The organism is Treponema sp., assembly GCF_017430385.1.
Lineage (GTDB): Bacteria > Spirochaetota > Spirochaetia > Treponematales > Treponemataceae > Treponema_D.
Map to the genome: position 1 here is coordinate 1 of NZ_JAFRNB010000072.1, position 23,622 is coordinate 23,622.

Consider the following 23,622-nt stretch of genomic DNA (forward strand, 5'->3'; position numbering starts at 1 on the left):
GAAAGTCTTAAGGTCGCCAGACCTGTCGAAAATGCGGACAAGGTTCAAGGTCACTACATCCGCAATTCGCATCCTGCGTTTAGGCCCACGCCTGCCATAGTAAATCGACAGGTTCTTTTTACCGGCAGAAGTCTCAAGGAACCTATGGATAAAGTCGTCAACTATGCAATATAATGTTGTCAGGCTGTTTTCAGTCATGGCATTTCTCCGTTATTTTGTTTGTAGTTATTCAAAATTTTACAGAGAATGCCTTTTTTTGTAAATTTATCTAAAACTCGAAATTCGACCTTATAGCAACGGAAATTATTATGACTCAAAAACAAATCCTTACAAAAACACAGAATTGAGCATGACGTTTTTGAACCAATATTGTGTTCTTGAGAGCCTGCCTCTACTTACTAAAATTGATGAAAAAGCTTCAGACAACTTCTTGAATATTCAGAATTCTGCTACGCATGAACCCTTTCAGCTTTTTCAGCTTCCTGATTATGAGCTTACTGAATATGTTGACAATTCAAATTTCAAGACTGCGGCGGAAGGAAAAATTGCTTTAAAAAATGATGAGCAGCTTCTTCATTACCATGCGAACATTGCTTCTTTTTTAGCGTTAGGAAAATGGTTTGATTTCATGAGAAAAAATGGAGTTTATGATAACACAAGAATTATCCTTGTCGCTGACCATGGACGGGGACTTGCTCAGTTTGAGAATCTTTTGATGAAAAATCCGGAAATTGATGTTGAGTGGTGCAATCCTCTTTTGATGGTAAAAGACTTTAACTCAACTGAATTTAAGACATCAAATGAATTTATGACTAACGCTGATGTTCCAACTCTTGCTGTAAAAGATGTGATTGAAAATCCGAAGAATCCTTTTACTGGAAAAAGCATTAACAATGAAGAAAAAGCGGCTCATCCGCAACTGGTAACATCTTCCCTGCATTGGGATGTTTCAAAATATAACGGTACAACCTTCGATATCTCGGATGGACACTGGTATTCTGTTCATGATGACATTTTCAAGGAAGAAAACTGGAAGCTTGAGGAATAATGAGAATCTCACACACTCTGGTCTTATTCGCTTCGATTTGTCTCTTTTTTAACTTGGATTTTGTTTAAACTTTGTCTTGATTTTCTCCAGAAAGTTGATTAAAATTAAACTTAATGGAGGAAATCGGGTGTGTTGAAAACTTCTTTCGAGTTAATCTGGGAATTACAGTCTCAGTATAAGGCTCCGAAGAACAAGCTTCTTGCATTGGAAAAGCAAAAAAAACTGTTCAAGGTTGTAAAGGGGCTTTATGAGACTGAAGAATCTGTTCCGCCGATTCTGCTTTCGTCAGCAATTTATGGTCCTTCGTATATTTCCTTTGAGACGGCACTTTCTTTTTGGGGATGGATTCCTGAGCGGGTTGAGGCTGTCATGTCTGCTACTTTTGGAAAAAACAGGACGAAGCGTTTTGAATCTGATTTCGGCTTGTTTTTGTATCGTGATATTCCAAAAACTGCTTTCCCCTATGAGGTTTACATCAAAAATGAAGGTGAAAGGAGTTTTCTGATTGCAGGAAAAGAAAAAAGCCTGTGTGATACCCTTTACAGAGAAAGTCCGCTTGTGTCAGAAAAACAGCTTCGTTCCTATCTTTTTGAAAATCTTCGTATTGATGAATCTGATTTTGAGACGGCTGATTTTAGACTTCTTTGCGATTTGTGTGATTTATATAAATCAACGAATCTCAAGTTGTTGAAATCCTTTTTGCAAAAGAAAATAAAATCCGGAGAAAAATAAAATGACAACACCAGTACAGCAGATGATAGAAAAGTATGGCTGTAAAAACACAGCCGAATACAAAAATGCTCTGAAAGAAGTGATTCAGGAAGTTGCTTTGTGCGGACTTTCGCGCGGAGGATTTTTCAATAAGGCGGCTTTTTACGGTGGAACGGCTTTAAGGATTTTTTATGGTCTTGACCGCTTTTCTGAAGACATGGATTTTTCTCTGCTTTCAAAAGATGAAACTTTTGAAATTGACTCTTATTTTTCATACCTTCGGGAAGAGCTTCTGGCAAACGGATTTGAGCTTTCGGTAGAGCGTAAAGAAAAATCTTCAGAAAGTGACGTACAGTCTGCTTTTATAAAGGGCGGAACGCTGACTCATCTTTTAAAAATCATGCCTGCGAATGAAAAAGTTCTTGGTGTAACTGACACTGAACTCATAAAAATTAAATTCGAGATTGACACAAATCCGCCTGAAGGAGCGAAGTTTGAAACAAAATACGCTCTTCTTCCTATCCCGTACCTTGTTCAGATGTACGATGAAGGTTCGCTGTTTGCGGGAAAAATTCATGCCGTGTTGTGTCGTGCATGGAAAAACCGTGTGAAAGGCCGTGATTTTTATGATTATCTTTGGTATCTTGCCCGCGGAACACAACCGAATCTTTTTCATCTGCAAAAACGACTCGAACAGAGCGGAAAATGGAATGTGGATGAGAAGCTTACTTCACAAAAACTGAAAGAGCTTTTATGTGAGCGTTTTGCATTGGTTGATTTTGAAATTGCAAAACAGGATGTTCTTCCATTTATTGGCGACAGCACAAAACTTGCTTTGTGGGGAAAAGATTTTTTCTGCTCCGTTACGAATTCCAGTTTAAAATAAAATTTCCCATCGGCAGGAGCGGCGGCACTTGTGGTGGGAGGCGTCCTTGCCTTCTTTGGCGCGGGGCTTTTCCCGGTGTCCATTGCCTGCTGTGTGGTGGCCTTTGTTGCGGACTTCGCCGTAAATTTGCTATAATGTCTTCGTGAGTAATATTATCGATAATAAAGCAATTCATTCTGTTTCGGGCGAGAAGATTGTAATTCAGGGCGCCCGCGAGCACAATCTTAAGAATATCAGCGTTGAGATTCCCCGCAACAAACTTGTAGTCATTTCAGGCCTTTCTGGAAGTGGCAAATCCAGTCTTGCTTTTGACACTCTTTTTGCAGAGGGCCAGCGGCGTTATATGGAGAGTCTTTCTTCGTATGCACGGCAATTTTTGGGCAGCATGGACAAGCCTGATGTTGATTTAATCGAAGGCCTTTCTCCTGCAATTTCCATCGAGCAGAAGACGACTCACAATAATCCGCGCTCAACCGTGGGCACCGTCACAGAAATTTACGATTATTACCGTCTTCTTTTTGCACGCATAGGTCATGCTCATTGTCCGAATTGTGGCCGGGAGATTAAGGAGCAGAGCGAAGATCAAATTATCGACACGATTTTGGGCTGGGGTGAGGGCACTCGTCTCACCATTCTTGCTCCTGTCATCCGTGGTAAAAAGGGCGAGCATCAGAAAATCATCGAAGATGCTCAGAAGTCAGGCTTTGTCCGCGCACGAATTGACGGCCTTATGGTTGAGCTTGATGACACGATTAAGCTCGACAAGCAGAAAAAGCACACGATTGAAATCGTAGTTGACCGAATCGCGATTAAAGAAGACTCACGAAAGCGTCTTGCAGAGTCAGTTGAGGCGGCTTTACAGGCTGCAAACGGCGTCGTTATTGTCCTTCGTCGTGTGAATGACGACAGCGAAAAGGGCTATCACGAAGAAGAAGTCTTTTTCAGCCAGAAAAATGCCTGCCCTGACTGCGGAATTTCTGTTCCAGAGCTTCAGCCTCGTCTTTTTTCTTTTAATAATCCCTTTGGTGCCTGCCCGGAATGTACCGGCATCGGCGAAAAAATGGAATGGGATGCCAAAAAAATCCTTCCGGACGACTCGCTTTCCTTTAACGAAGGTGCCCTGCCGTTCTACAATCCTGACAGCGAGTGGAACAAATCGCTTTTTGGCGCTGTTGCCGAGACTGGCGGATTTACGCTCGATACTCCTGTTAAAGAATTGAGCGAAAGCCAGCGCGAATTTTTATGGAAGGGCGATGACACTAAAATCATGCACTGGATTTACCGAAAGCAGAGCGGCGAGGGCTTCTCCGAGTACAAACGCCCCTGGATCGGCATATGGGCTGACATGAAGCGTCGGCACAACGAGGCATGGGGCGAAAGTCAGCGTGTCCGAATGGAAGAGCGTTTTATGTCTGTCTCTGAGTGTACTTGCTGTCACGGAAAGAGGCTTCGTCCTGAAGCTCTGGGCGTTACGGTGGGCGGAAAGAACATCATTGACCTGTGTGCTTTGAGCGTAATTGAAAGCCTTGATTTTATCGAAAAACTTGAGCTTACCGATACCGAAAAACTCATTTCTTCTCAGATTATAAAGGAAATAAAGGCCCGGCTCACTTTCTTAAAGAATGTCGGTCTTGATTATCTCACTTTGGAGCGGTCTGCCGGTACTTTGAGCGGCGGCGAGGCTCAGCGAATCCGGCTTGCAACTCAGATTGGTTCCGGTCTCACAGGCGTAATGTACATTCTTGACGAGCCTTCGATTGGACTGCACCAGCGGGACAACGAGCGTCTCATTGACACGCTCACTTATCTTCGCGATCTCAAAAACACTGTGATTGTCGTTGAGCATGATGAGCAGACTTTGCGCACGGCCGACTGGCTTGTTGACATCGGTCCTGGGGCGGGCGTTCACGGTGGAAATGTAATCGCTTCCGGAACTCCTTCCCAAGTTATGGAAGTCCCGGAGAGCATCACGGGCCAGTATCTTAAAGGCACGATTTTTATGCCGATTCCAAAAGAGCGGCGTCGCGGAAACGGAAATTTCATTTCGATAAATGGAGTTCGTGAGCATAATCTTAAGAATGTCAGCGTGAAGATTCCGCTCGGCACTTTCACCTGTATCACAGGCGTTTCCGGCAGCGGAAAGTCAACTTTGCTCAGCGATGTTTTCTATCCTGTCGTATCGAACACTCTTATGAAAACCGACTATCGGGCAGGCGAGCATGATTCAATCGAAGGAATTGAGAATATCGACAAGGTAATAAACATTGACCAGAGCCCGATCGGCCGCACTCCGCGAAGCAATCCTGTCACTTATGTCGGAGTTTTTGACTCAATCCGCGAACTTTATGCTTCTTTGCCAGACTCAAAGGCACGAGGCTACAAATCCGGTCGTTTCAGCTTCAATGTAAAGGGCGGCCGCTGCGAAAACTGTCAGGGCGCGGGCACAATTACAATCGAAATGAACTTTCTTCCTGATGTTTTCATTCAGTGCGATGTCTGTCACGGACACCGCTTTAATCAGGAAACTCTGGACGTGCGCTACAAGGGTAAGAATATTTCCGACGTTCTCAACATGACGATTGAAGAGGCGGCGGATTTTTTCAACGCGATTCCCCACATCTCACGAAAGCTTGAGACTTTGAAGAGTGTGGGCCTGGGCTATATTCAGCTGGGGCAGTCGGCTCTCACCTTGAGTGGTGGCGAGGCTCAGCGAGTTAAGCTTGCGACGGAGCTTGCCCGTCCTTCAACTGGCAAAACTCTCTACATTCTTGACGAACCAACAACCGGCCTTCATTTTGCGGATGTAAAAGTGTTAATGGAAGTAATTCAGCGGCTCGTTGACAAAGGAAACTCTGTGGTGATGATTGAGCACAACCTTGATGTAATCGCTCAGGCAGACTACATCATCGACCTTGGGCCAGACGGAGGAAACAAGGGCGGAACAATCGTTGACACAGGAACGCCTGAGGAAGTAGCCGCTCGCTGGCAGGAAACTGGCAGCTATACCGGAAAATTCATCGAGGACACCTTGAAACACGGTCATAGGGAAGAATAACCACAGATTACACAGATTTCACAGATTATAATATTGGGGTATTGAAGGTCGCTTGATAGAATTACGAGCATCTTTCTTAACTGAAAATTTCTAATCCGTGTAATCTGTGACATCTGTGGTTTAAATATATGAAAAAAAAGTTTTTTGTGCTTGCAGTTTTGATTTTCTCTTTTTTATCGCTCCCGCTTTTTGCGGCGGAGAGTGAGAAGTCAGTTATTTCTATTGATCAGGCACAGAAAGTTGAGAATTCAAAAGATCCTGTTAGCGGCGATGACTGTATCGTGCTTACAGGAAATGTCAAAATCTCGGTGAGCAGGGGCGGCACAAAGACAACCATTGTTGCGGAACGGATAAATTACAACCGTGTTACGGAAATGCTGTATGCGGAAGGTTCAGTTGCCCTTGAGCAGAGCGGTGGAAGTGGCGGCGGAGAAAAAATTACTGCGGCAAGCCTTTTGTTCAACACGGCGACACTTGAGGGTGTTTTTGATGACGGCAGGGCTGTCCAGACTTCAAGCGATGCGATCAATCTTCCGAGCGGGTCCACACTTATCGTAGCTTCGGATGTTTTTGGCCGGGACTCAGGCGGAACTATTGCCTTTAAATCCGGCGAACTGACATTTTGTGATGACGAGAACCCTCACTGGCGAATCAAGGCAACCAGAATCTGGCTTTTGCCAGGCGGTGAATTTGCATTCCTTAATGCCCGGCTTTTCGTTGGCCGGGTTCCTCTTCTGTATCTTCCTGCATTCTATTATCCAAAGGATGAGCTTGTTTTTAACCCTGCGTTCGGATACAGGCAGAGGGAAGGTTATTACATCAACACGACTACCTATCTTTATGGAAGAAAAGGCTCCAATGCTGTAAGCTCTGCGGACATCAATGCGAAACTAAATTCAAGCAGCTCAAGTTCCTCATCGAAGGATGATAAAATCAACTTCTTCAGCTTCATGAACACTGGTACCATGAAGGAGCAGAGGCGGGAAGGTCTTGTACTTCACAATCTTGACGAGAATTACAGTGGCGATACATCAAAATATTTTAAAGTCATGGCCGATTATTATGCGAATATGGGCGCGATGGTTGGTTTTGACGGCGTTTTTGCTCCGAATTCTGTAATGACAAGTCTTGAGACGAACCTTGAACTTGGTTTTTCCAACACGATATTCCGTAAAAATGCCCAGTACCTTGCAAAAAATGCTTCCGGCGAAATAATAAACGACAAATCAAATTTTATGGGAAAAGAACTCCCGTACCGCTATCAGGCGAATTTGAAATTTACACTGGCAAAACCGTTATCCCTTACTTTCGCCATGCCGATTTATTCTGATCCGTTCTTTAACTACGATTTTAACACCCGCGCGGAGACGATGGACTGGATTGATTTTGCCATGAACGGAACAAATACCGGCTCTACAACGGACGAGTTGACAATTTCGGATATATCTTCATTCACATGGGCTGTCAACGGCTCATACAATTTAAAGGTTCCTGAAATCCTGAATCCGTATATAACCAGCCTCTCGCTTTCTAATTTCGGTTCTTCCGTCGTGTATTCTTCTAAGGCTAATGAAAACCTGAAAATTGATTCACGATATGATTCTTCTGGGGAATGGGAAAAATACACGCCTGAACAAAAATTCTATTATCCTTCGCAGATTACTCCGTTCAAAGTTTCTGGAAGGGTCGCAGGAACTCTCGTTCAGTTTCCGTCAAAAAAGGCTTCAAAAACCTCGTCTGCAAATGTAACGCTTACTCCTCCTGGCGATTTGAATACGACTGAAAAAAAAGATTCTGAATCAGATGAAAATCCTGATGAAAAAGAATCCGCGGGCGAAAAATCCGATGAAAAAAAATCCGAGGATGAAAACTCGGAGGAAGAAGAGAAAAAAGAAGATGCTGTTTACGGTGAAAAATATCTTCCTGAGCTGACTTCGCCAAGTTTCAGTACCACGAACATAAACGGAGTGGCATATTCCCTGAATTATAGTGTTTCTCCTGATTTTACATCGCAGTTCACCTATTCATCCTCAAAACTTAAGACTCCTGAAGATTTTATGTGGAGTGACATGCAGCAGTCTTATATTCAGGTAAAATCTCCGACTACGCTTACAAGCACCGTCGGTTACAGGGACAGTTTTATCTCGCTCACAGATACATTCACTTTTAATCCTGTTTATCAGAAGCATCCTTACATAAACGAAGACTATTCATCCGAAAGTTCAATAAAATCTACTCAGAAATCAGATTACGCGGCTCGAAAAATGGATTTGACCGATGTGAACGCTCTTTCTTTAAAACCTTTTGGCTACACCAAGCATTTTTCTGAGACTTCGCTCACATGGAATACAACAATTAAGATGATTCGCACTGAATTCGTCGGTGATGCTGACAATCCAGAGTGGGATTATCACAAGCCGGATTTGACTGATGAGGATTGTTTTACGGTACACAACTTGAATTTCGTTCTTGGAGCTAATGAATTCGACAAAAAGGTCTATCAGAAACTTTCTCTTACGACGACATTGCCCCCGCAGGTAGATTCTTATCATGGAGATTTAACTCTTGGCTTCCCATACATTGTTTTTACGGCTGGAACTGGTGTCAAAAAGAAAAGCAAGGATGATGATACATGGATAAAGGAAAATTTCAATCAGAGCTTTACTGTGAGCATGTTTGACAGCAAGCTTAAGTTCACACAGAATTTTGTTTATAATCTTGAGGATGAGGAAAAGGATTCCCTTAAATTCTCGCTTTCTGGTTACGGTCTTCAGGCTTCTTATACGGCTTCGTATATCGCTGGTTACGATTTCAAAAGTGGAAAAGGCTGGGTATCAAATTCTACGAAAGAATTCCAGCCTTATCAGTTCAATTTGTCTTATTCAAGCCCTTCAAAAACTTTCAAGCATTTGAAGGAGAGGCTTTCATTTGCTCCGTCATTGTCAACGAGTATTGGTTATGACTTCCTGCGCCCGACAAGCAGCTATTTCAGATTCATTCCGGGGCTTACTTTTAAAGTCAATAATTTCCTCAACATAACATTCAGCGCGGAGACAAAAAACAGCATAATTTACCGATACTTCTGCTCCGAGGAAGATTACAAAAAGTATTATGGCGGACAGGGTGAGCGAAATATTCTTCAGGACTTGATTGATTCATTCCGCTTTGATGATGAGCAGAAAAGAACAAAAAGTGCATTCAAAATCCAGAGCTTTAAAATTGATGTGACGCACGAGCTTGATGACTGGGATTTGAACTGCTCGTTCAGTATTAAACCACGCCTTATGACGCAATCGACCAAGGGCTACTCTCGTGACGATGGAAAATCTTATTATGATTTCAGCCCATATTTTACAATCAGCGTTGTATGGCGGCCTCTCCAGAGCATGAAGACTCAGATTGTTGATGAATATGGGGAATGGAAGCTGAATCCTTGATATTCAATTTAAATGAGTGAAAATTTAATTAATACTCAGTGTAAATGATTCCGATAATAAAAATTTGTAAAAAATGTCAGAAAAATCCTTGAATTTGTCTTTATACTCTCCGATTATATAAATGTATGGCAAAGAAAACGTTGTCGTATAAAAATGCAATTTAAAAATATTGGAGATAAAAGTGTGTTTCATTTGTTCTGGCCGAAATCGAAAAGTTTTTGAGATGCTTTATGAAATGATTTCAAAAGTCGGGGACAAATTCGTTTTCTATGAGGATTTGCTTCTGCTTCTGGATATGGTTGTTTTCGGTGGCGTCAAGTCTGACCTGCTGCTTCTTGATTACGAATTGCACTGGAAATCAATTGATTTTATCTACAATCTTTTTGAATCCAACAAACTTGCTATTCCTGTCATTATGATTGGCGGGCCGGATCTTCCGGTGGATGCCCAGGTTGGAAAATGGATTTCAGAGAATGAATTCCGCTATGATACGCAAAACCTTCATTACTTGATCCCGCTTTTCAGAAAAATATTTTCAGCTGAAAAATCCGATGAATTGAAGAAACTTATGCCGGATTCCAAAAAAACTTCAGCAGCAAGCAATGAATTTCGGCTTCGTGAAAGGCCTCTCAGAAACTTAATGGAGAGTTTCAGAAAAAATGCCGATATGCCTCCATCAATTTACAATCTTCTTATTTTCCTTTATAAAAGGCACGGAAAGGAGGTGTCGATTGATGAGATTCTCAGCTATCTTAATCAGAATCACAGCTCCGGAATGTTTTGCAGGAAAAGCGCGTATTCATATATCGCAAGGCTCCGAAAATGTATAAAATCTTCCCCTTTCTGCGACATTGAGCTTATGCGGACAAGGACCGGCTACTATAAGCTGTTCTTGCGATGATTTATCCTGATATTAAAAAAAAACGGATGTCCTTCGCCCTGAAGAACATCCGTAATGATTACTTATCGTAAATTATTTGATTCGGGCTTTGATGAACTCCATCTTGAGCTCTTTCATTGCCTCGGTGAGCGAGACTTTGTAGATGTGCGGGTTGAGGATTCGCTTGTATGAGCCGTCGAAGCTCTCAAGCTGCTTCTGCATTGTCTCGCGGGCTTTCCGCAATGTCTCGGCCTCGGTTCTCTTTTCGCCGATTCTGTTTCCACCCTCGACAACTTTTTTGAGCATCGGCTCAACTTTTGCTGCCGTGAAAGCGAACTGGCGGTAATCTACCATAGGGTGATAGTAGCGGTATTCTTTGCCTGGCTCGATAACCTCGTCCTTTCGTGCGATGATGTCGGCCTTTGCATTTCCTTCCTCATCGTACAGGCGGAATACATTTTTGATTCCTGGGTTTGTGTTTTTCTCCGGGTTGTCGCTGAATTTCATTGCAGGCTGCATCTGGTCTGTTGCCTCATCGTGCCTAGCTCCGAGCTTGTAAACGCCTGTGAAGCTGGCCTCGTTTCCGCCTGTTACCATGTGAGTTCCGACACCCCATGAGTTAATCGGTGTGTCCTGCTGAACCAGAGTCTCGATGATTTCCTCGGTAAGCTCGTTTGAGACGCAGATTTTTGCCTGCGGGAATCCGGCCTTGTCGAGTTCTTTTCGGACTTCGCGTGTGAGGTAAGAAATATCACCTGAATCCAGACGGACTCCGAAGTTGTAGCCTTTTTCGACAAGCTCCCGGCCTGCGATTATGGCGTTCTTGATTCCTGAGCGGAGTGTGTCGTAAGTATCAATCAGGAAAACTGCGTTTGTCGGGTAAATTTTTGCGTAAGCGCGGAATGCCTCAAGCTCGCTTGGAAAAGCCATGATCCAAGAGTGGGCCATGGTTCCCATTACAGGAATTCCGTAGACTTTTCCGGCCAGAGTATTGCTTGTTCCTGCTGCTCCGCCGATAAAGCTTGCCCTTGTCGCGCTCATGCCGCCGTCAGGACCCTGGGCGCGGCGAAGACCGAATTCCATGATTCCGCCTTTTTTGCTTGCGAGCCATACGCGGGCTGTTTTTGTCGCGATGAGGCTCTGGAAGTTGATGATGTTGAGAATCAGTCCCTCGACAATCTGAGCCTCAATCAAATTCGCATGGATTCGAACGATTGGCTCCTGCGGGAAGATGATTGAGCCTTCATCGAAAGCGTACATATCGCCGCTGAATCGGAAACCTTTGAGAAATTCAAGAAATCCTTCCTCAAAAATATTCTGCTGTCTCAAATATTCGATGTCATCTTCGCCAAAAGTGAAGTCTGTGATTGCGTCGATGAGGTTTTCCAAGCCTGCGAAGACTGAGAAACCGCCGTTGAAAGGCTGTCTGCGGAAAAACATGTCGAACACGACCTGATGGTTCATGTTGTTCTTCCAGTAGCCCTGAGCCATAGTAAGCTCATAAAAGTCGGTGAAAAGAGCGTTGTTAGTGATTGGATTTTTCATAATTTTCCTCCGATTTTTCAAAGGTCAGACGAACTTTGAAAATCTTCAAAATAAATCTCAAAAAGCGCAATGAAATGAACTTTTTGGCATTGCAGGCAGAAGTTTCGGATTTTTGCCTGCATAACAGATGCTGTTCTCCAGCGTTTACCCACTCGTGAGCGATAAAAACCGACATCTTTGTGTATTTTAGCGAAAAAATTGAATTGGCTCAACAGATAAAATCTGTTATAATATCTAATTGGAGCAATTTAATTGAACGCTTTTGACGGATTTCAGACAGTTTGGAGTTTTATTCGCCCGATTATCGATGTAGGAATCATGACATTCCTTCTTTATAAGGCGTACCAGATTATCATCAAGACCAATGCCGTGCAGATTATCAAGGCGGGCATTATGGTCGCGCTTTTTTATGCCTTCGCGTTCCTTTTTAAGCTTTCTACGCTTCTCTGGATTTTGAACAAACTCGCTCCTGGTTTTGCGATTGCCTTTGCGATTATCTTCCAGCCGGAGCTTCGCAAAGTTTTCCTTAAAATCGGTCAGAACGAGCTTTTCACCTTTGGAAACCGGGCTCGTCATACTTATGTTGATACTGCGGTCGTTGCGGCCGAAACGCTTTCCAAACTCAAAAAAGGTATGCTCGTAGTTTTCACCCGGCACACGCGTCTTGACGACATCATCGACACAGGAACAAAGCTCAACGCGGACATTTCTTCGGCACTTCTGGTCACGATTTTCGGCCATGAGACACCGCTTCATGACGCTGCCTGCATCGTTCAGAACGGAAAGGTTCTGGCTGCCGGATGCTTCCTTCCGCTGAGTGAGCAGTATGACATTAAAAAGACTTTCGGCACCAGGCACAGGGCCGCTCTTGGACTTGCTGAGACAACCGATGCCGTTATCCTTGTCGTTTCCGAGGAGACAGGCGCGATCAGCCTTGCTTACGATTCAAAACTTCATTATGACCTGAAGCCAAGTCAGGTAACAAAAATGCTGGAAAATCTTCTCGGAGTTTCTGCCGCACAGCGTACAATAGAGGACACAATCGATGAAAGCAAAGCAACTGTTTGATAAACTGATTGAAAACTGGCATATCAAGGCAATTTGCTTTGTCATTGCGGTTTTCCTGTATGTTCTGTATCAGGCGCAGAGCGTAGACTCAAAAGTTTTCTCCGTTCCGCTTGAGGTTGAGTCAAAAAATGGGTTTGTTTCCATTGTGCCTCATCCGCGTACTGTTGCCGTTACGGCAAGGGGAAAGAGCGAGGAGCTTGCACAGGTCCGTGAGGCTGATTTAAAGGCTTATCTTGATTTGAACTATGTCTCAAAGGACGGGGAGTATGATTTTCCTGTCCTGATTACCCTTTCTGATTCTGCGAGCATCCTCAATCCTCTTGAGCTCAAGGTTACGCCGGAGATTATCCGCCTGAAGGTCGAGGAAGAAGTCACTTCTTATGTTGATATTCTTCCGCTTGTGAACGGCAAGCCTGCTTATGGCTACGGTGTCAAAAAAGTCACTGTTTCTCCAGACCAGATTGCAATCACCGGCCCGAAAACCATGATTGAAAACTACGCTTCTCTGCATACGCTGAATGTCACGACGAGCGGAGCAAAACGAAGCTTTACCGTAAAAACAAAGGTCGAGCAAAAAGGAATCTTTGTCAGCCATGATGATGTTGAAGTTTCCGTCACTGTGGAAATTGAGGAACTTGACGGAAGCAAGCAGTTCACGAAACTTCCTGTCAAAATCGTCAATCTTTCTCCTGAGCTTGAAATCCGGGCTATGACGACTGATGTTACGGTCACTTTAAATGGTTCCCTTGCTATGCTTGAAAATTTCAAGCCGGGAGAGTCTTTCGTTACGGCAGATGTCTCTCATGTCAGCAAGGCGGGCACTTTCTATATTGACCTTTCATATTCGGTTCCAAAAAGATACACCCTTGCCGAAGGCTACACAAAGAACATTCCGATTACTTTTACGACCAAACATAAGCCTGTAGTCGAGGTTGTTGAAGAAGAAAAGCCTGCTGCCGTTGAAAATGCCGTAAAATCCGAGGAAAAAACGGAGTCTCAGAAGAAACGATGATTTTTGGAATCGGTACTGATATTGCGAAAGTCTCCCGCTTCGAAAAATGGGTTCGGAACCAGGAAATGCTCCGCCGTTTTTTCAATGAATGTGAGATTGTCCAGGTCGAGGAAAACTTGATTGAAAAAAAACTTCAGTTCCTGTGCGAGCATTATGCTGCAAGGTTCGCGGCAAAGGAAGCTTTTGCGAAATCTATTGGAACAGGTTTCGTGGGGCTTGAACTTTCTGACTTTGGCATAAAAAATGACGAAAATGGCAAGCCAGAATTCTTTTTCGGGCAAAAAACTGCCGATATAATAGAAGAAAAGTGTGGAAAAGGAGCAAAAGTCTTAGTTTCTATTTCACATGAGAAAGAATATGCTGTATCATTTGTAGTGGTAGAAAAGGGAGTGTGAGATGTACAAAAAATCTACGAAAAAAGAAGAAGATCCGGACAAGAAGCCAAAACTTTCTTACTGGTCAAAGACTAAGTGTATCTGCCCGGTCTGCCAGCGTCCTTTTGAAAAGGAAGAGATGCTTACGGGCAGCGGACGAATGAATGCAGGCGACTTGACTGACGAGCTTCACAGAAATTACATTCCTTCTGAAAAATACGGTGCGGTTTATCCTCTGATTTATGCAGTTGGCGCATGTCCTCGTTGTCATCTTGCCCTTTTTTGGAAAGATTTTGAGGATATTAAAGACCCTGCTACAATCGATGCTCTTCGGGATGATGATGAGAACCGAAAAAAGAAGGTTGCTGCGATTTTCCCCCACTATGATTTGACTCGTGAACGAAACCTTTTGGACGGTGCGGCTATGTATTACCTCGCGCTCCTTTCTTATGAAAAGGTTGATTTGGGATATGCCCCGACATTCAAGCGCGCTATGATTTCTCTTCGCCTTGCATGGCTTTGTAATCATTTGAACGACACGATTCCTGGCTACAACTATGATTATATCTCAAAATTGTTCTACCAGAAGGCGACTTTCTTCTACGAGCAGACGATGATTAACGAGATGGATCGGGTCGAGTCGTTTTCTCCTGTCAGCAATTTTGGCCCTGACATCGATAAAAACTACGGCTATGACGGCATGATTTATCTGATTGGCCTCCTTGAATACAAATACGGCCAGACCGATGATATGCCGCTTCGTTATAAAAAACTTGATGCTGCGAAAAGGGCTATTGCGCGCGGATTCGGCTTGGGTAAGTCCTCAAAGGCAAAACCTGGCCCGCTTCTGGAAAATGCCCGAAATCTCTACGACAAAATCACGGAATTGATTAAAGAATCGAACACGATTGATTTGTCAGACGATGACGAAGAATAATTTATAATAATGAGAAATTAGCAATGAGGAATATTCTTCTTACGGTCTCTTACGACGGAACTGATTTCTGCGGCTGGCAGCGGCAGGATAAGAGTGATTTGGGAAAGCCTGTCCGAACCGTTCAGGGTGAAATCGAGGCCGCACTTGAAAAGCTTCACAAACAGCCTGTGAAACTAACCGGGAGCGGACGCACTGATTCGGGCGTTCATGCCTTTGCTCAGGCGGCCAATTTTTTTTCTCCAATCGACTCAATTCCTTGTGAGAGGTATATTCCTGCTCTCAACGCATTTTTGCCGGATGATATTCGAATTGTCGGCTCAAAGGAAGTGCCTGAGGATTTTTCTTCAAGATTCTCAGCCACGAGCCGCACTTATCGCTATTTTATCCACACCGGAAACCCGTTTGCGAGCGAAATGCGATATGTCTGGCCGATTCATCACAAGCCGGATTTAGAAAAACTCAACAAAATGGCGGGATATCTGCGTGGCGAGCTTGATTGCGCGTCCTTTGCGGCTGCCGGCGATGCGAGTCTTTCAACTTTCCGATACATCGAGGACGCCCATTTTTATATCGATGAAAAAAATCCTGAAGTCATGGTCTTTGAGATTTGCGCGAATGCCTTTTTGTGGAAGATGGTCCGGAGTCTCACAGGAAGCCTGATTTTCTTTGAGAAAAGCGGGAAAGAGCCTGAATATTTCAAGGAAGTTCTTGATTCGCACGACCGAAGCAAAGCCGGTCCCACAGCTCCACCGACAGGATTGTTCTTGTACAGCGTGAGCTTTGAGGGCGAACGACGGCATGTGTAAAAAATTGGCAATTATCAGTTGAATGGGTGGGAACAATGACAAAAGACGACAAAATCAAAGTATATAACCTTCTTAAAACCGCTTCGGACAATCTCTGCGGCTACGCTTCTCCAGACTTTGCGGGCGAAATGCCTGAATTTGCTGACGATATAGAAACTTCTGCTGTGCTTCGGGCGAGTGGGAGCGACGGCGAAGTTTCTCAAGCAACGCAAGTTTCTTCCGATTCCACACTTGCCAACATCAATAAAAAAATCTCTGAATGCAAGCGATGTGCTCTTTGCGCTAACCGCCACAATGTCGTTCCTGGAATGGGCGTGGAAAATCCTCTCGTGCTTGTTATTGGCGAAGGGCCTGGCGAGGAAGAGGACAAGCAGGGAAAGCCTTTCGTGGGGCCAGCCGGTCAGCTTTTGGACAAAATGCTCGGCGCAATCGGGCTTTCACGCGAAAAAAACTGCTATATTGCGAACATCGTAAAATGCCGGCCTCCTGCAAACCGCAATCCTCTGCCCGAAGAAGCCGATGCCTGCCGTCCTTTCCTTGACGCACAGATTGCGGCTCTCAAACCAAAGGCGATTTTGTGCGCAGGAAGCGTCGCTGTCAAAAATCTCTTTCACTCAAACGACGGCGTGATGAAACTCCACGGTCAGGTTCTGGACTTCAACGGAATTCCTGTAGTCACGACATGGCATCCAAGCGCGCTGCTCCGTGCTCCTGAGAACAAACGCCCGGCTTGGGAAGATTTGAAAGTGTTCAAGTCGGTTCTGTTGAATATAAAACCGGATTACGAGAAATAAAATTTCTCACAGAGTTCACGGAGTTTTTCCCCCTTCATAAAAAACTCTCTGTGCTCTCCAAAGCTCTGTGAGGTGAAAAAATATGCCAAAGCGTTTCCTTCAAGTCGTATTGAATATTCCTCTCAACCAGTCCTTCACTTATCTTGACTGTGAGAACCCCGAAAATAAATCACGGGTGGGATTTCGTGCGGACTTGAAATTCGGGAACCGGCGCATGACAGGCTTTATCGTTAGCGAAAGCCAAACTCTGCCAGCTGATTGTCCTGTCGAAGAAAGCAAAATTCGCCCGATTCTTCGCGTTCTGGACGAAGAGCCTCTTTTTGACACGGAAATTATCGAGCTTGCCCACTGGATTTCGCATTATTATCTCTGCTCGGTGGGTGAGGCAATTTCTTCGATGCTCCCAGGCGGAAAGCGTGAGAGTGATGCGGGCGGATTCTATTTTCTGGAAGAAACTCCCGACACAAAGGCACGCACGCTCAGTGAAGAACAAGCAAAAGCGGTGGAAGAGATTCTTGGAGTTAGGAGTGAGGAGTTAGGAGTTAGGAGTGGGGAATTAGAAATTAGCAATGAGCAAGTAGCAATTAGCAATGTAAAGGGGGAAGTCTCCCCCTCGGCTGCAATGGCTTCGCCATTTCCGCCTACCCCCTCTACAGGGGCAAGCCCCCGTACCCCCTCAAATCTTCATTACCTTTATGGTGCTACTGGAACGGGTAAGACTGAAGTTTTTATGCAGGTTTGCGAGAGGCTTTTATCTCAGGGAAAAGGAGTTATTTATCTTGTGCCGGAGATTGGTCTTACTCCGCAGGTAACACAGGCTGTCGTTTCGCGATTTGGCAATACTGTCGCCGTCCTTCACTCAGGTCTTACTCCGAGCCAGAAACTTTCCGAGTGGCGGCGGATTTTAAATCGCGAGGCAAGAATTGTAATTGGAGCCAGAAGCGCGGTTTTTGCTCCTGTTCCTGATTTGGGAATGATTATAATCGACGAGGAGCACGACGGCTCCTATAAATCCGGGAATACTCCTCGCTATCATGCCCGGCAGGTGGCAATGTACCGCTGTGCCAAAAAAAAGATTCCTCTGCTCATGGGCAGCGCGACTCCCAGTGTTGAAGCCTGGAATATGATGAAAACAGGCGGAATCATGCGGCACACTCTTACCCGCCGTCTTGCGGGCGGTGCCATGCCACAGGTTAAATGCGTGAACCTTACGGGGCTTTCTATTGAAGGGGCTATTTCCCCGGTTCTCCAGAAAGAAATTGAATCGACTCTGGTCGAAAAACGGCAGACAATCCTCTTCTTAAACCGCCGCGGATTCACTCACTTTTTCCGCTGTAATTCCTGCGGATTCGAGCTTAAATGCAAAAACTGCTCGGTCTCGCTCACTTTCCACAAGGCCGAAAAACGCCTGCGCTGCCATTATTGCGGATATTCAGTCTCGCCGCCGCAATCCTGCCCTGAGTGCGGCTCCCTTGATGTGGGCTATTCAGGCTTCGGCACGGAATTCATCGAAAATGAAGTAAAGGCCAAATTCCCTAATGCCCGCATTGTCCGCGTGGACACGGATTCAGTCTCACACAAAGGCGAGCTTACAGAAAAAATCGACGCTTTCAAAAAAGGCGAGTACGACATCATGCTCGGCACTCAGATGGTCGCAAAAGGCCTCAACTTCCCAAATCTCAAGCTCGTGGGCGTAATCCTGGCGGATACGGGACTGCACATGCCGGACTTCCGTGCCGCCGAACGCACTTTCTCGCTCATAACTCAGGTTTCGGGCAGGGCAGGCCGCTTTTTCCCCGACGGAAAAGTTCTCGTCCAGACATATTGCCCCGACTCTGCCCCGATTGCATACGCTGTTGCGGGCAAAACCGAAGAATTTTACGAAAGTGAGATTCAGACCCGCGAAATGCTTAACTTTCCGCCATTTGCAAGAATCTTGCGCATGGTTTTCCGTGCTCCTTCCGAGCCTCAGGCCATTGCTGGTGCGAACGGAGCGGCGGCGATTCTTCATCAGATTTTGCGTGGAGTTCAAGTCTCTTCAAATCCAAATGCTTTAAAAATGCAAGAAGCAGCAAAACATACGGAAATTCTTGGTCCAGCAGAGTGTCCGCTTTCAAAAATTGCGGCAAATTACCGCCAGCAGATTATTTTACGTGGCGCTTCAATCTCCCTTCTTCAATACATGGCTCACACCTTCGCAAAAAATTACAAGGCTCCGGGCGAAGTTTATATTGAATACGATGTCGATCCTGTTTCATTGCTGTGATAGGGGCGTTACGGGGGCAAAGCCCCCGTTGAGTGGGGTGCGATGCAACGAAGTGCGAGCGTGCCCTACAAGCATAGCTCTTCGGGAGACTCGCTAAAAACTCACCTTGTGAGTTTTTACACTGCTTCGCAGTGTCGCTCCCTAGGAGAGACTTCTCCCCTCATTTACTAAAATCTTTTATTCATATAAAATTATATTCTCTATGAATATCGCACTTTTTACTGATTCTTACTTGCCTACAAAAAGCGGAATCGTTACCGTTGTCGTGCAGCTTCGGAAAATCCTTACCGAGCTTGGGCATCATGTCGTTATCGTTACGGTTTCTCCTCATGGCTACGAGTCGGCTGAAAATGAAGACCCGGATGTTCTTCGCATTTTTTCAATTCCGGCACCGGTTGGTGACAACCAGTACATTGCCTTCCCGCACAAAAAAGTCGTGGTCAATTTTCTCAAAGAGCATAATATTCAGATAATTCATTCTCATACAGAGTTTTACATCGCACATGCGGCAAAGTCGGCCGGCAAGGTACTTCATATTCCTGTCGTCGCCACAACGCATACAATGTGGGAAGATTTTTACAAATATTATCTTTTCCCGATGGGGCGCATGGTTCCGGTCAAGGTTATCCGTAAAATTGTCCGCCGCCTTTACAAAAAATTCTACGCGCTCATCAATGTCTCTGACAAAGCCCGCGAATATTTCAAGTCTCCGTTCATGCTTCCTTTCACGCCGTCTGTCGTTATTCCGAACGCGATTGACACCGAAGCTTTCCTTGCCAAAAAATTCACTGAGGAAGACCAACTTGCACTCAAAAAAGAATTCGGTATCTCTGAGAACGATGTCACTTTGATTTTCGTCGGCCGCATTGTCGAAGAAAAGAGGGTAGAGGAACTTTTTGATGTTATCGTCCGCATTTTAAAGGCTCGCTCAAATGTCAAAATGCTTTTCGTCGGTTCCGGCAGTATGAGCTATGAGCTTGAGAGCGAGACAAAACGGCTTGGGCTTGGCGACCGGGTTCTTTTCACTGGCTTCGTAAACTGGGAAAATCTTGCGCTTTATTACAGCCTCGGAGATATTTTTGTCACCACTTCGCTTTCCGAAATGCACTCGATGACGGCTTTGGAGGCACTTCTTTCGCATCTTCCGATTGTTGCGCGCCGGGATGAAAGTTTTGACGACACGATTTTCCACGGCAAGAATGGTTTCCTTGCTGACACGGACGAGGAAATGGACGGCTTCATCCTTGATTTGGTCGATAATCCCCAAAAACGAAAGGCCTTTGCCGAAGAGAGTTTTGAAATTTCAAAGAATTTTTCTATTAAACTGCACGGATTGCGGACGGTTGCGTTCTACAAGTTCATTTTGAAGCATTATCCGCTTCCAAGCCCGGTTTTTGACCGTGAGCTAAAAAAAGCAATTGATGCCGTGAAAATTACTGATTAGGTTGTAAATATGAAAAAAATTATTCTTGTTTTGTGTTCGATTTTTCTATTCCATTTTTCAGTTTCTGCCCGAAGCAGGCAGGAGCTTGTCCGAAGCGGACATTGGATTTATGATGCTGTAGCGGCTCTTTCTCTGGAGAGCGGAATCCGAAATTTCGCTGACTGTGCTCCGCTTACAATCGCTGAGATTGAGTCTTATCTTGCAGAGATTGACACTGATTCCCTTAGCGAATCAGGACTCAAGCAGTGGCAGCGGATTCAGGATTATTTTGGCGAAGAAAATCTTTCCTTCAAATCGGACATTTTTTCCGCAAATTTTGAGCCGTCCTTTAACCCGGAATGTTATTACAAGACAAATGACGAAATCGGCTGGGTGTATGACCGCTATTCAAGGAACAATATAATTGATGTGCCTGTGACTCTTTCTGTCAAAGATTATGTCGCTTTGGGCATGGATACTCATCTTGGCGAGAACAAAGGCGCGACACTTCACAATGACAATTATTGCAATATCCCGACAAAGGACACTGAGGTTGATGTAAACTTCCCGAATTACGGCTATCTTTCGACAGGCTACAAATTCACTGAAAGAACAGGCCTTTCTTTCCAGCTTGGAATGGGCGAGCAGTCAATCGGCCGCACCCAGACAGGAAGCATAATTCTTTCTGATTATATGACAGGGGCTAGTTTCGGAAAACTTTCGATTTATTCTCCAAATTTAAAGTACACTTTTGACACGATTCAGCTCAATGTTGATAAATATATGTATTATCACGAGTTTACGGGGCGTTTTTTCAACAAACTCACTTTGAGTTTTATGGAAGCAACTTTGACAAATGCGCCGTGGGAACTTCGTTATATCAATCCGTTTACTATCTATCATGGGGCTGCTCCGTGGCGCGATTACAGCGAGGATGATGCCAACAACGGCGAATTCATGGGATTGAGATTTGACTTCGCTCCGTTCCGCTATGTCAGGTTCTTCGGAATGTTCGCAATGAATCAGTATCAGGTTCCTTACGAGAGACGAGACTTTGCCGACAGCCTCACGCCGAATTCTTTGGGCGGACAGGCTGGTTTTGAGTCCATGATTCCTGCGGCCGGCGGATATGTGAAAATCGCGGGCGAAGGATATTATGCTCAGCCGACTTTGTACATCAAGCAAAGCCCGGACTGGTCATTCTTCCGCACTTACACGGATAATATCGGCGACAATCAGGTTTTCTACGAATGGACAGGCTCTCCGTTCGGTCCTGACACAATTGCAGGCGAACTTTCAGTCGGCTATGAGAATCCTGGAAAATGGTCGCTGGATTTGATTTATTTGTTTGCCGCTCAGGGAAACAATGCCGAAAAGAAAATCTTTTACGACAAAAAAAGCGGAACCTGGTACAGCTCAACCGACAACGACAACGCAAAAATCAGAGATGCGCATAAAACTGCCGCTACCACACCTGACAGCTGGGTTTATCCGACAACAGAAAACGGCATAAGCCAGTACGCCGAGACTCCGACAGATGTTCCTAAATACACTCACCGCATCTCTCTCCGCGGAAAATGGCAGGCAACGGACAGGCTTTCATTCACTTTCCAGCCGTCTTTTGTCGCAATCTTGAACAACACTGGCTCTTCGGGCGTTCACGAGCGGGGAAACAATGAGTATGGATTTGAGGGTGCTCTGGCCGTTAAAGTTAAGTTAAGCAGGAATTAGTTTGATATGAAAAAAAATTTTCTTTTTGTAATTTTATTCTTTTTGCCCCGGCTTTTTGTTTTTGCTCAGGTTTCTGTCGATATTAACGATTCTTTTTATTCTCATGCGCAGGGCTGGGAACTTCGGGGGCTTACTTCTGCGCTCCCGCTTCTCCGTCCTTATCCGCTGAATGTCGTCGAAAGAATCCTTGAGGATGTAATCGAGAACGGAAGTGATACCGACAGCGAGATCGCGAATGAGTATTACGAGCGGATTTTTTCCAAGCCTTATGGATTTTATGCGGCTGGAACTGCCGGTGCAAAAATCTCTCACGAGGAAAATGATTTCGGCTCGGAAAACACAAAGAAAAAGGAAGTGCACATTGAATTCGGTATCGGTGGCGATGCAAAATTGCACGAGCTTGTAAGCTATGCCTACAAAGTAGGGCTTTTCTGTCAGACGAAAAAATTCAATGAATATTCTCCATTGTACGCAAATCTTCTTGCTGATGCGATTTTTGATCCCACCGAAAGCGGCCCTTTCACGAACTATGTGGAATGGAATGCGAATGCTTCAGTCGGAAATTCTGCGGTTTACGGAACTTTGGGCATGAACCGCATTGGATTCGGGCCTTTCTATGGCGACGGCTTGGCTTTGAACGACACTGGCTATCATTCTGCGAACATCGTCTTTAATGCTACCCGCGAAAAATGGAGCTATGCTTCGGTTTACGAGACAATCGGCGCGACCCGCAACATGGGGCCGGAAGCTGACGGCAACTGGCTTGGAGCCAACAAGTTCCTTGCTTTCCATTCAATAAAATGGCACGCTTACGAAAAATTCAACATCACTTATTACGAGAACATAATTTTTGGCCCGCATAACAATCTTTCGTATTTTGCGCCTGTGCCTTACATGGGCTTGCAGAACATCGGTGGTGCGAACGACAATCTGCAGATGGGACTTTTGCTTGAGTACAAGCCTTTTAAGGGAATCGATTTTGCGGCTGATTTTTTTGCTGACGACATTGATTTGAACGAGCTTTTCAAGATGAACCTTGACTCAAAAAATCGTTTCGGCATTCAGGCTGGCGTGATTTATACTCCTTCTGATTCAATTTTGTCAAAAATCAGCGCGAATTACAGCGTAATCATGCCTTATGTTTATGCTCACTGGGAATATGACAACAATTCGACAGGTGCGTTCAGCGGAAAAACATGGAATTATCAGAATTACACTAACGGCGGAATCAACATCGGCTCCGTCCTTGACCCGAATTCTGACAAAATATCACTTGCCGCGACAGTAAATCCTTCAAAAAATCTCTCCGTGAACATTTTCGGAAATTTTATCCGTCATTCAAACAGTGCGGAAGATTTTTCGGATGATGAGGCGGCTGAATACATGCTTGCAAACAGCGGGACTTATGCCACAAACGGGTCTTTGTACATGCACCAGATGTTTTCTGACGAAAAAGGCTCAAACGGAAGGCATGTCGATTCTGCATGGGAAAAACTCGGCTTCATGACGAGCGACCACAAAATGTATGTCGCCCAGCTCGGTGCCAACGCGGAATACACTTTTGCCCGAACAAAATACGGCCGTTTCAGCCTGTGCGCGGGCTACACTTTTGAGTATGTGAAGAATAACGGCGTGAATAATCATATTTA

General features: G+C 44.8%; 18 protein-coding genes. 16 read left to right on the top strand and 2 right to left on the bottom strand.

The features are described from left to right. Positions 1 to 198 (bottom strand): hypothetical protein (locus tag IJJ71_RS04855; protein ID WP_486389613.1); only part of this gene is annotated, 198 nt, incomplete at its 3' end. 151 nt (positions 199 to 349) lie between these two features. Between IJJ71_RS04855 and IJJ71_RS04860 the strand changes: the two genes are divergently transcribed. The 6 genes from IJJ71_RS04860 (at position 350) to IJJ71_RS04885 (ending at position 10,038) form a co-directional block, all read left to right on the top strand. Then, entirely contained in the window at positions 350 to 1,048 is a 699-nt protein-coding gene (locus IJJ71_RS04860; RefSeq protein WP_296845646.1) for an alkaline phosphatase family protein, read from the top strand. A gap of 129 nt (positions 1,049 to 1,177) precedes the next feature. Next, the gene (locus IJJ71_RS04865; RefSeq protein ID WP_296845647.1) at positions 1,178 to 1,780 is read left to right on the top strand and encodes a type IV toxin-antitoxin system AbiEi family antitoxin domain-containing protein; all 603 of its coding nucleotides are present in this window, start codon (positions 1,178 to 1,180) and stop codon (positions 1,778 to 1,780) included. Between the two features lies 1 nt (position 1,781). Continuing rightward, positions 1,782 to 2,645 (top strand): nucleotidyl transferase AbiEii/AbiGii toxin family protein, encoded by an 864-nt coding sequence (locus IJJ71_RS04870; protein WP_296845648.1) that lies wholly within the window; start codon positions 1,782 to 1,784, stop codon positions 2,643 to 2,645. A gap of 151 nt (positions 2,646 to 2,796) precedes the next feature. Continuing rightward, on the top strand, positions 2,797 to 5,700 hold the full coding sequence (gene uvrA / locus IJJ71_RS04875; protein ID WP_486389614.1) for an excinuclease ABC subunit UvrA: 2,904 nt from the start codon (positions 2,797 to 2,799) through the stop codon (positions 5,698 to 5,700). Positions 5,701 to 5,828: 128 nt separating this feature from the next. Continuing rightward, positions 5,829 to 9,137 carry an LPS-assembly protein LptD gene (locus IJJ71_RS04880; RefSeq protein ID WP_296845650.1) on the top strand — a complete coding sequence of 1,103 codons (3,309 nt, stop codon included), beginning with the start codon at positions 5,829 to 5,831 and terminating at the stop codon, positions 9,135 to 9,137. A 181-nt stretch (positions 9,138 to 9,318) separates the two neighbouring features. After that, positions 9,319 to 10,038, top strand: coding sequence for a hypothetical protein (locus tag IJJ71_RS04885; RefSeq protein WP_296845651.1), 720 nt, complete (start codon positions 9,319 to 9,321; stop codon positions 10,036 to 10,038). A gap of 72 nt (positions 10,039 to 10,110) precedes the next feature. On the opposite strand, the gene IJJ71_RS04890 is transcribed toward IJJ71_RS04885, so the two are convergent. Further along, complete coding sequence (locus IJJ71_RS04890; protein ID WP_296845666.1) at positions 10,111 to 11,550, bottom strand: nicotinate phosphoribosyltransferase; 1,440 nt, start codon at positions 11,548 to 11,550, stop codon at positions 10,111 to 10,113. A 264-nt stretch (positions 11,551 to 11,814) separates the two neighbouring features. Between IJJ71_RS04890 and cdaA the strand changes: the two genes are divergently transcribed. The 10 genes from cdaA to IJJ71_RS04940 all read left to right on the top strand — a co-directional run. Further along, the gene (gene cdaA, locus IJJ71_RS04895; RefSeq protein WP_296845652.1) at positions 11,815 to 12,630 is read left to right on the top strand and encodes a diadenylate cyclase CdaA; all 816 of its coding nucleotides are present in this window, start codon (positions 11,815 to 11,817) and stop codon (positions 12,628 to 12,630) included. Then, positions 12,608 to 13,642, top strand: a complete 1,035-nt coding sequence (locus IJJ71_RS04900) for a CdaR family protein (RefSeq protein ID WP_296845653.1) — start codon at positions 12,608 to 12,610, stop codon at positions 13,640 to 13,642. Before cdaA ends, IJJ71_RS04900 begins: the two co-directional genes overlap by 23 nt. After that, on the top strand, positions 13,639 to 14,037 hold the full coding sequence (acpS, locus tag IJJ71_RS04905) for a holo-ACP synthase (RefSeq protein ID WP_296845654.1): 399 nt from the start codon (positions 13,639 to 13,641) through the stop codon (positions 14,035 to 14,037). Before IJJ71_RS04900 ends, acpS begins: the two co-directional genes overlap by 4 nt. A 1-nt stretch (position 14,038) precedes the next feature. Next, the gene (locus IJJ71_RS04910) at positions 14,039 to 14,953 is read left to right on the top strand and encodes a DUF2225 domain-containing protein (protein WP_296845655.1); all 915 of its coding nucleotides are present in this window, start codon (positions 14,039 to 14,041) and stop codon (positions 14,951 to 14,953) included. A gap of 23 nt (positions 14,954 to 14,976) precedes the next feature. Beyond that, a complete protein-coding gene (truA, locus tag IJJ71_RS04915; protein ID WP_296845656.1) occupies positions 14,977 to 15,759 on the top strand; it encodes a tRNA pseudouridine(38-40) synthase TruA in 783 nt (260 codons plus the stop codon). Positions 15,760 to 15,794: 35 nt separating this feature from the next. Beyond that, entirely contained in the window at positions 15,795 to 16,553 is a 759-nt protein-coding gene (locus tag IJJ71_RS04920; RefSeq protein ID WP_296845658.1) for a uracil-DNA glycosylase, read from the top strand. An 82-nt stretch (positions 16,554 to 16,635) separates the two neighbouring features. Then, a complete protein-coding gene (gene priA, locus IJJ71_RS04925) occupies positions 16,636 to 18,819 on the top strand; it encodes a replication restart helicase PriA (protein WP_296845660.1) in 2,184 nt (727 codons plus the stop codon). 202 nt (positions 18,820 to 19,021) lie between these two features. Then, entirely contained in the window at positions 19,022 to 20,263 is a 1,242-nt protein-coding gene (locus tag IJJ71_RS04930; protein ID WP_296845661.1) for a glycosyltransferase, read from the top strand. 9 nt (positions 20,264 to 20,272) lie between these two features. Then, entirely contained in the window at positions 20,273 to 21,973 is a 1,701-nt protein-coding gene (locus tag IJJ71_RS04935; protein WP_296845662.1) for a hypothetical protein, read from the top strand. Positions 21,974 to 21,979: 6 nt separating this feature from the next. Further along, on the top strand, positions 21,980 to 23,622 hold a 1,643-nt coding region (locus tag IJJ71_RS04940; RefSeq protein ID WP_296845664.1), incomplete at its 3' end, for a hypothetical protein.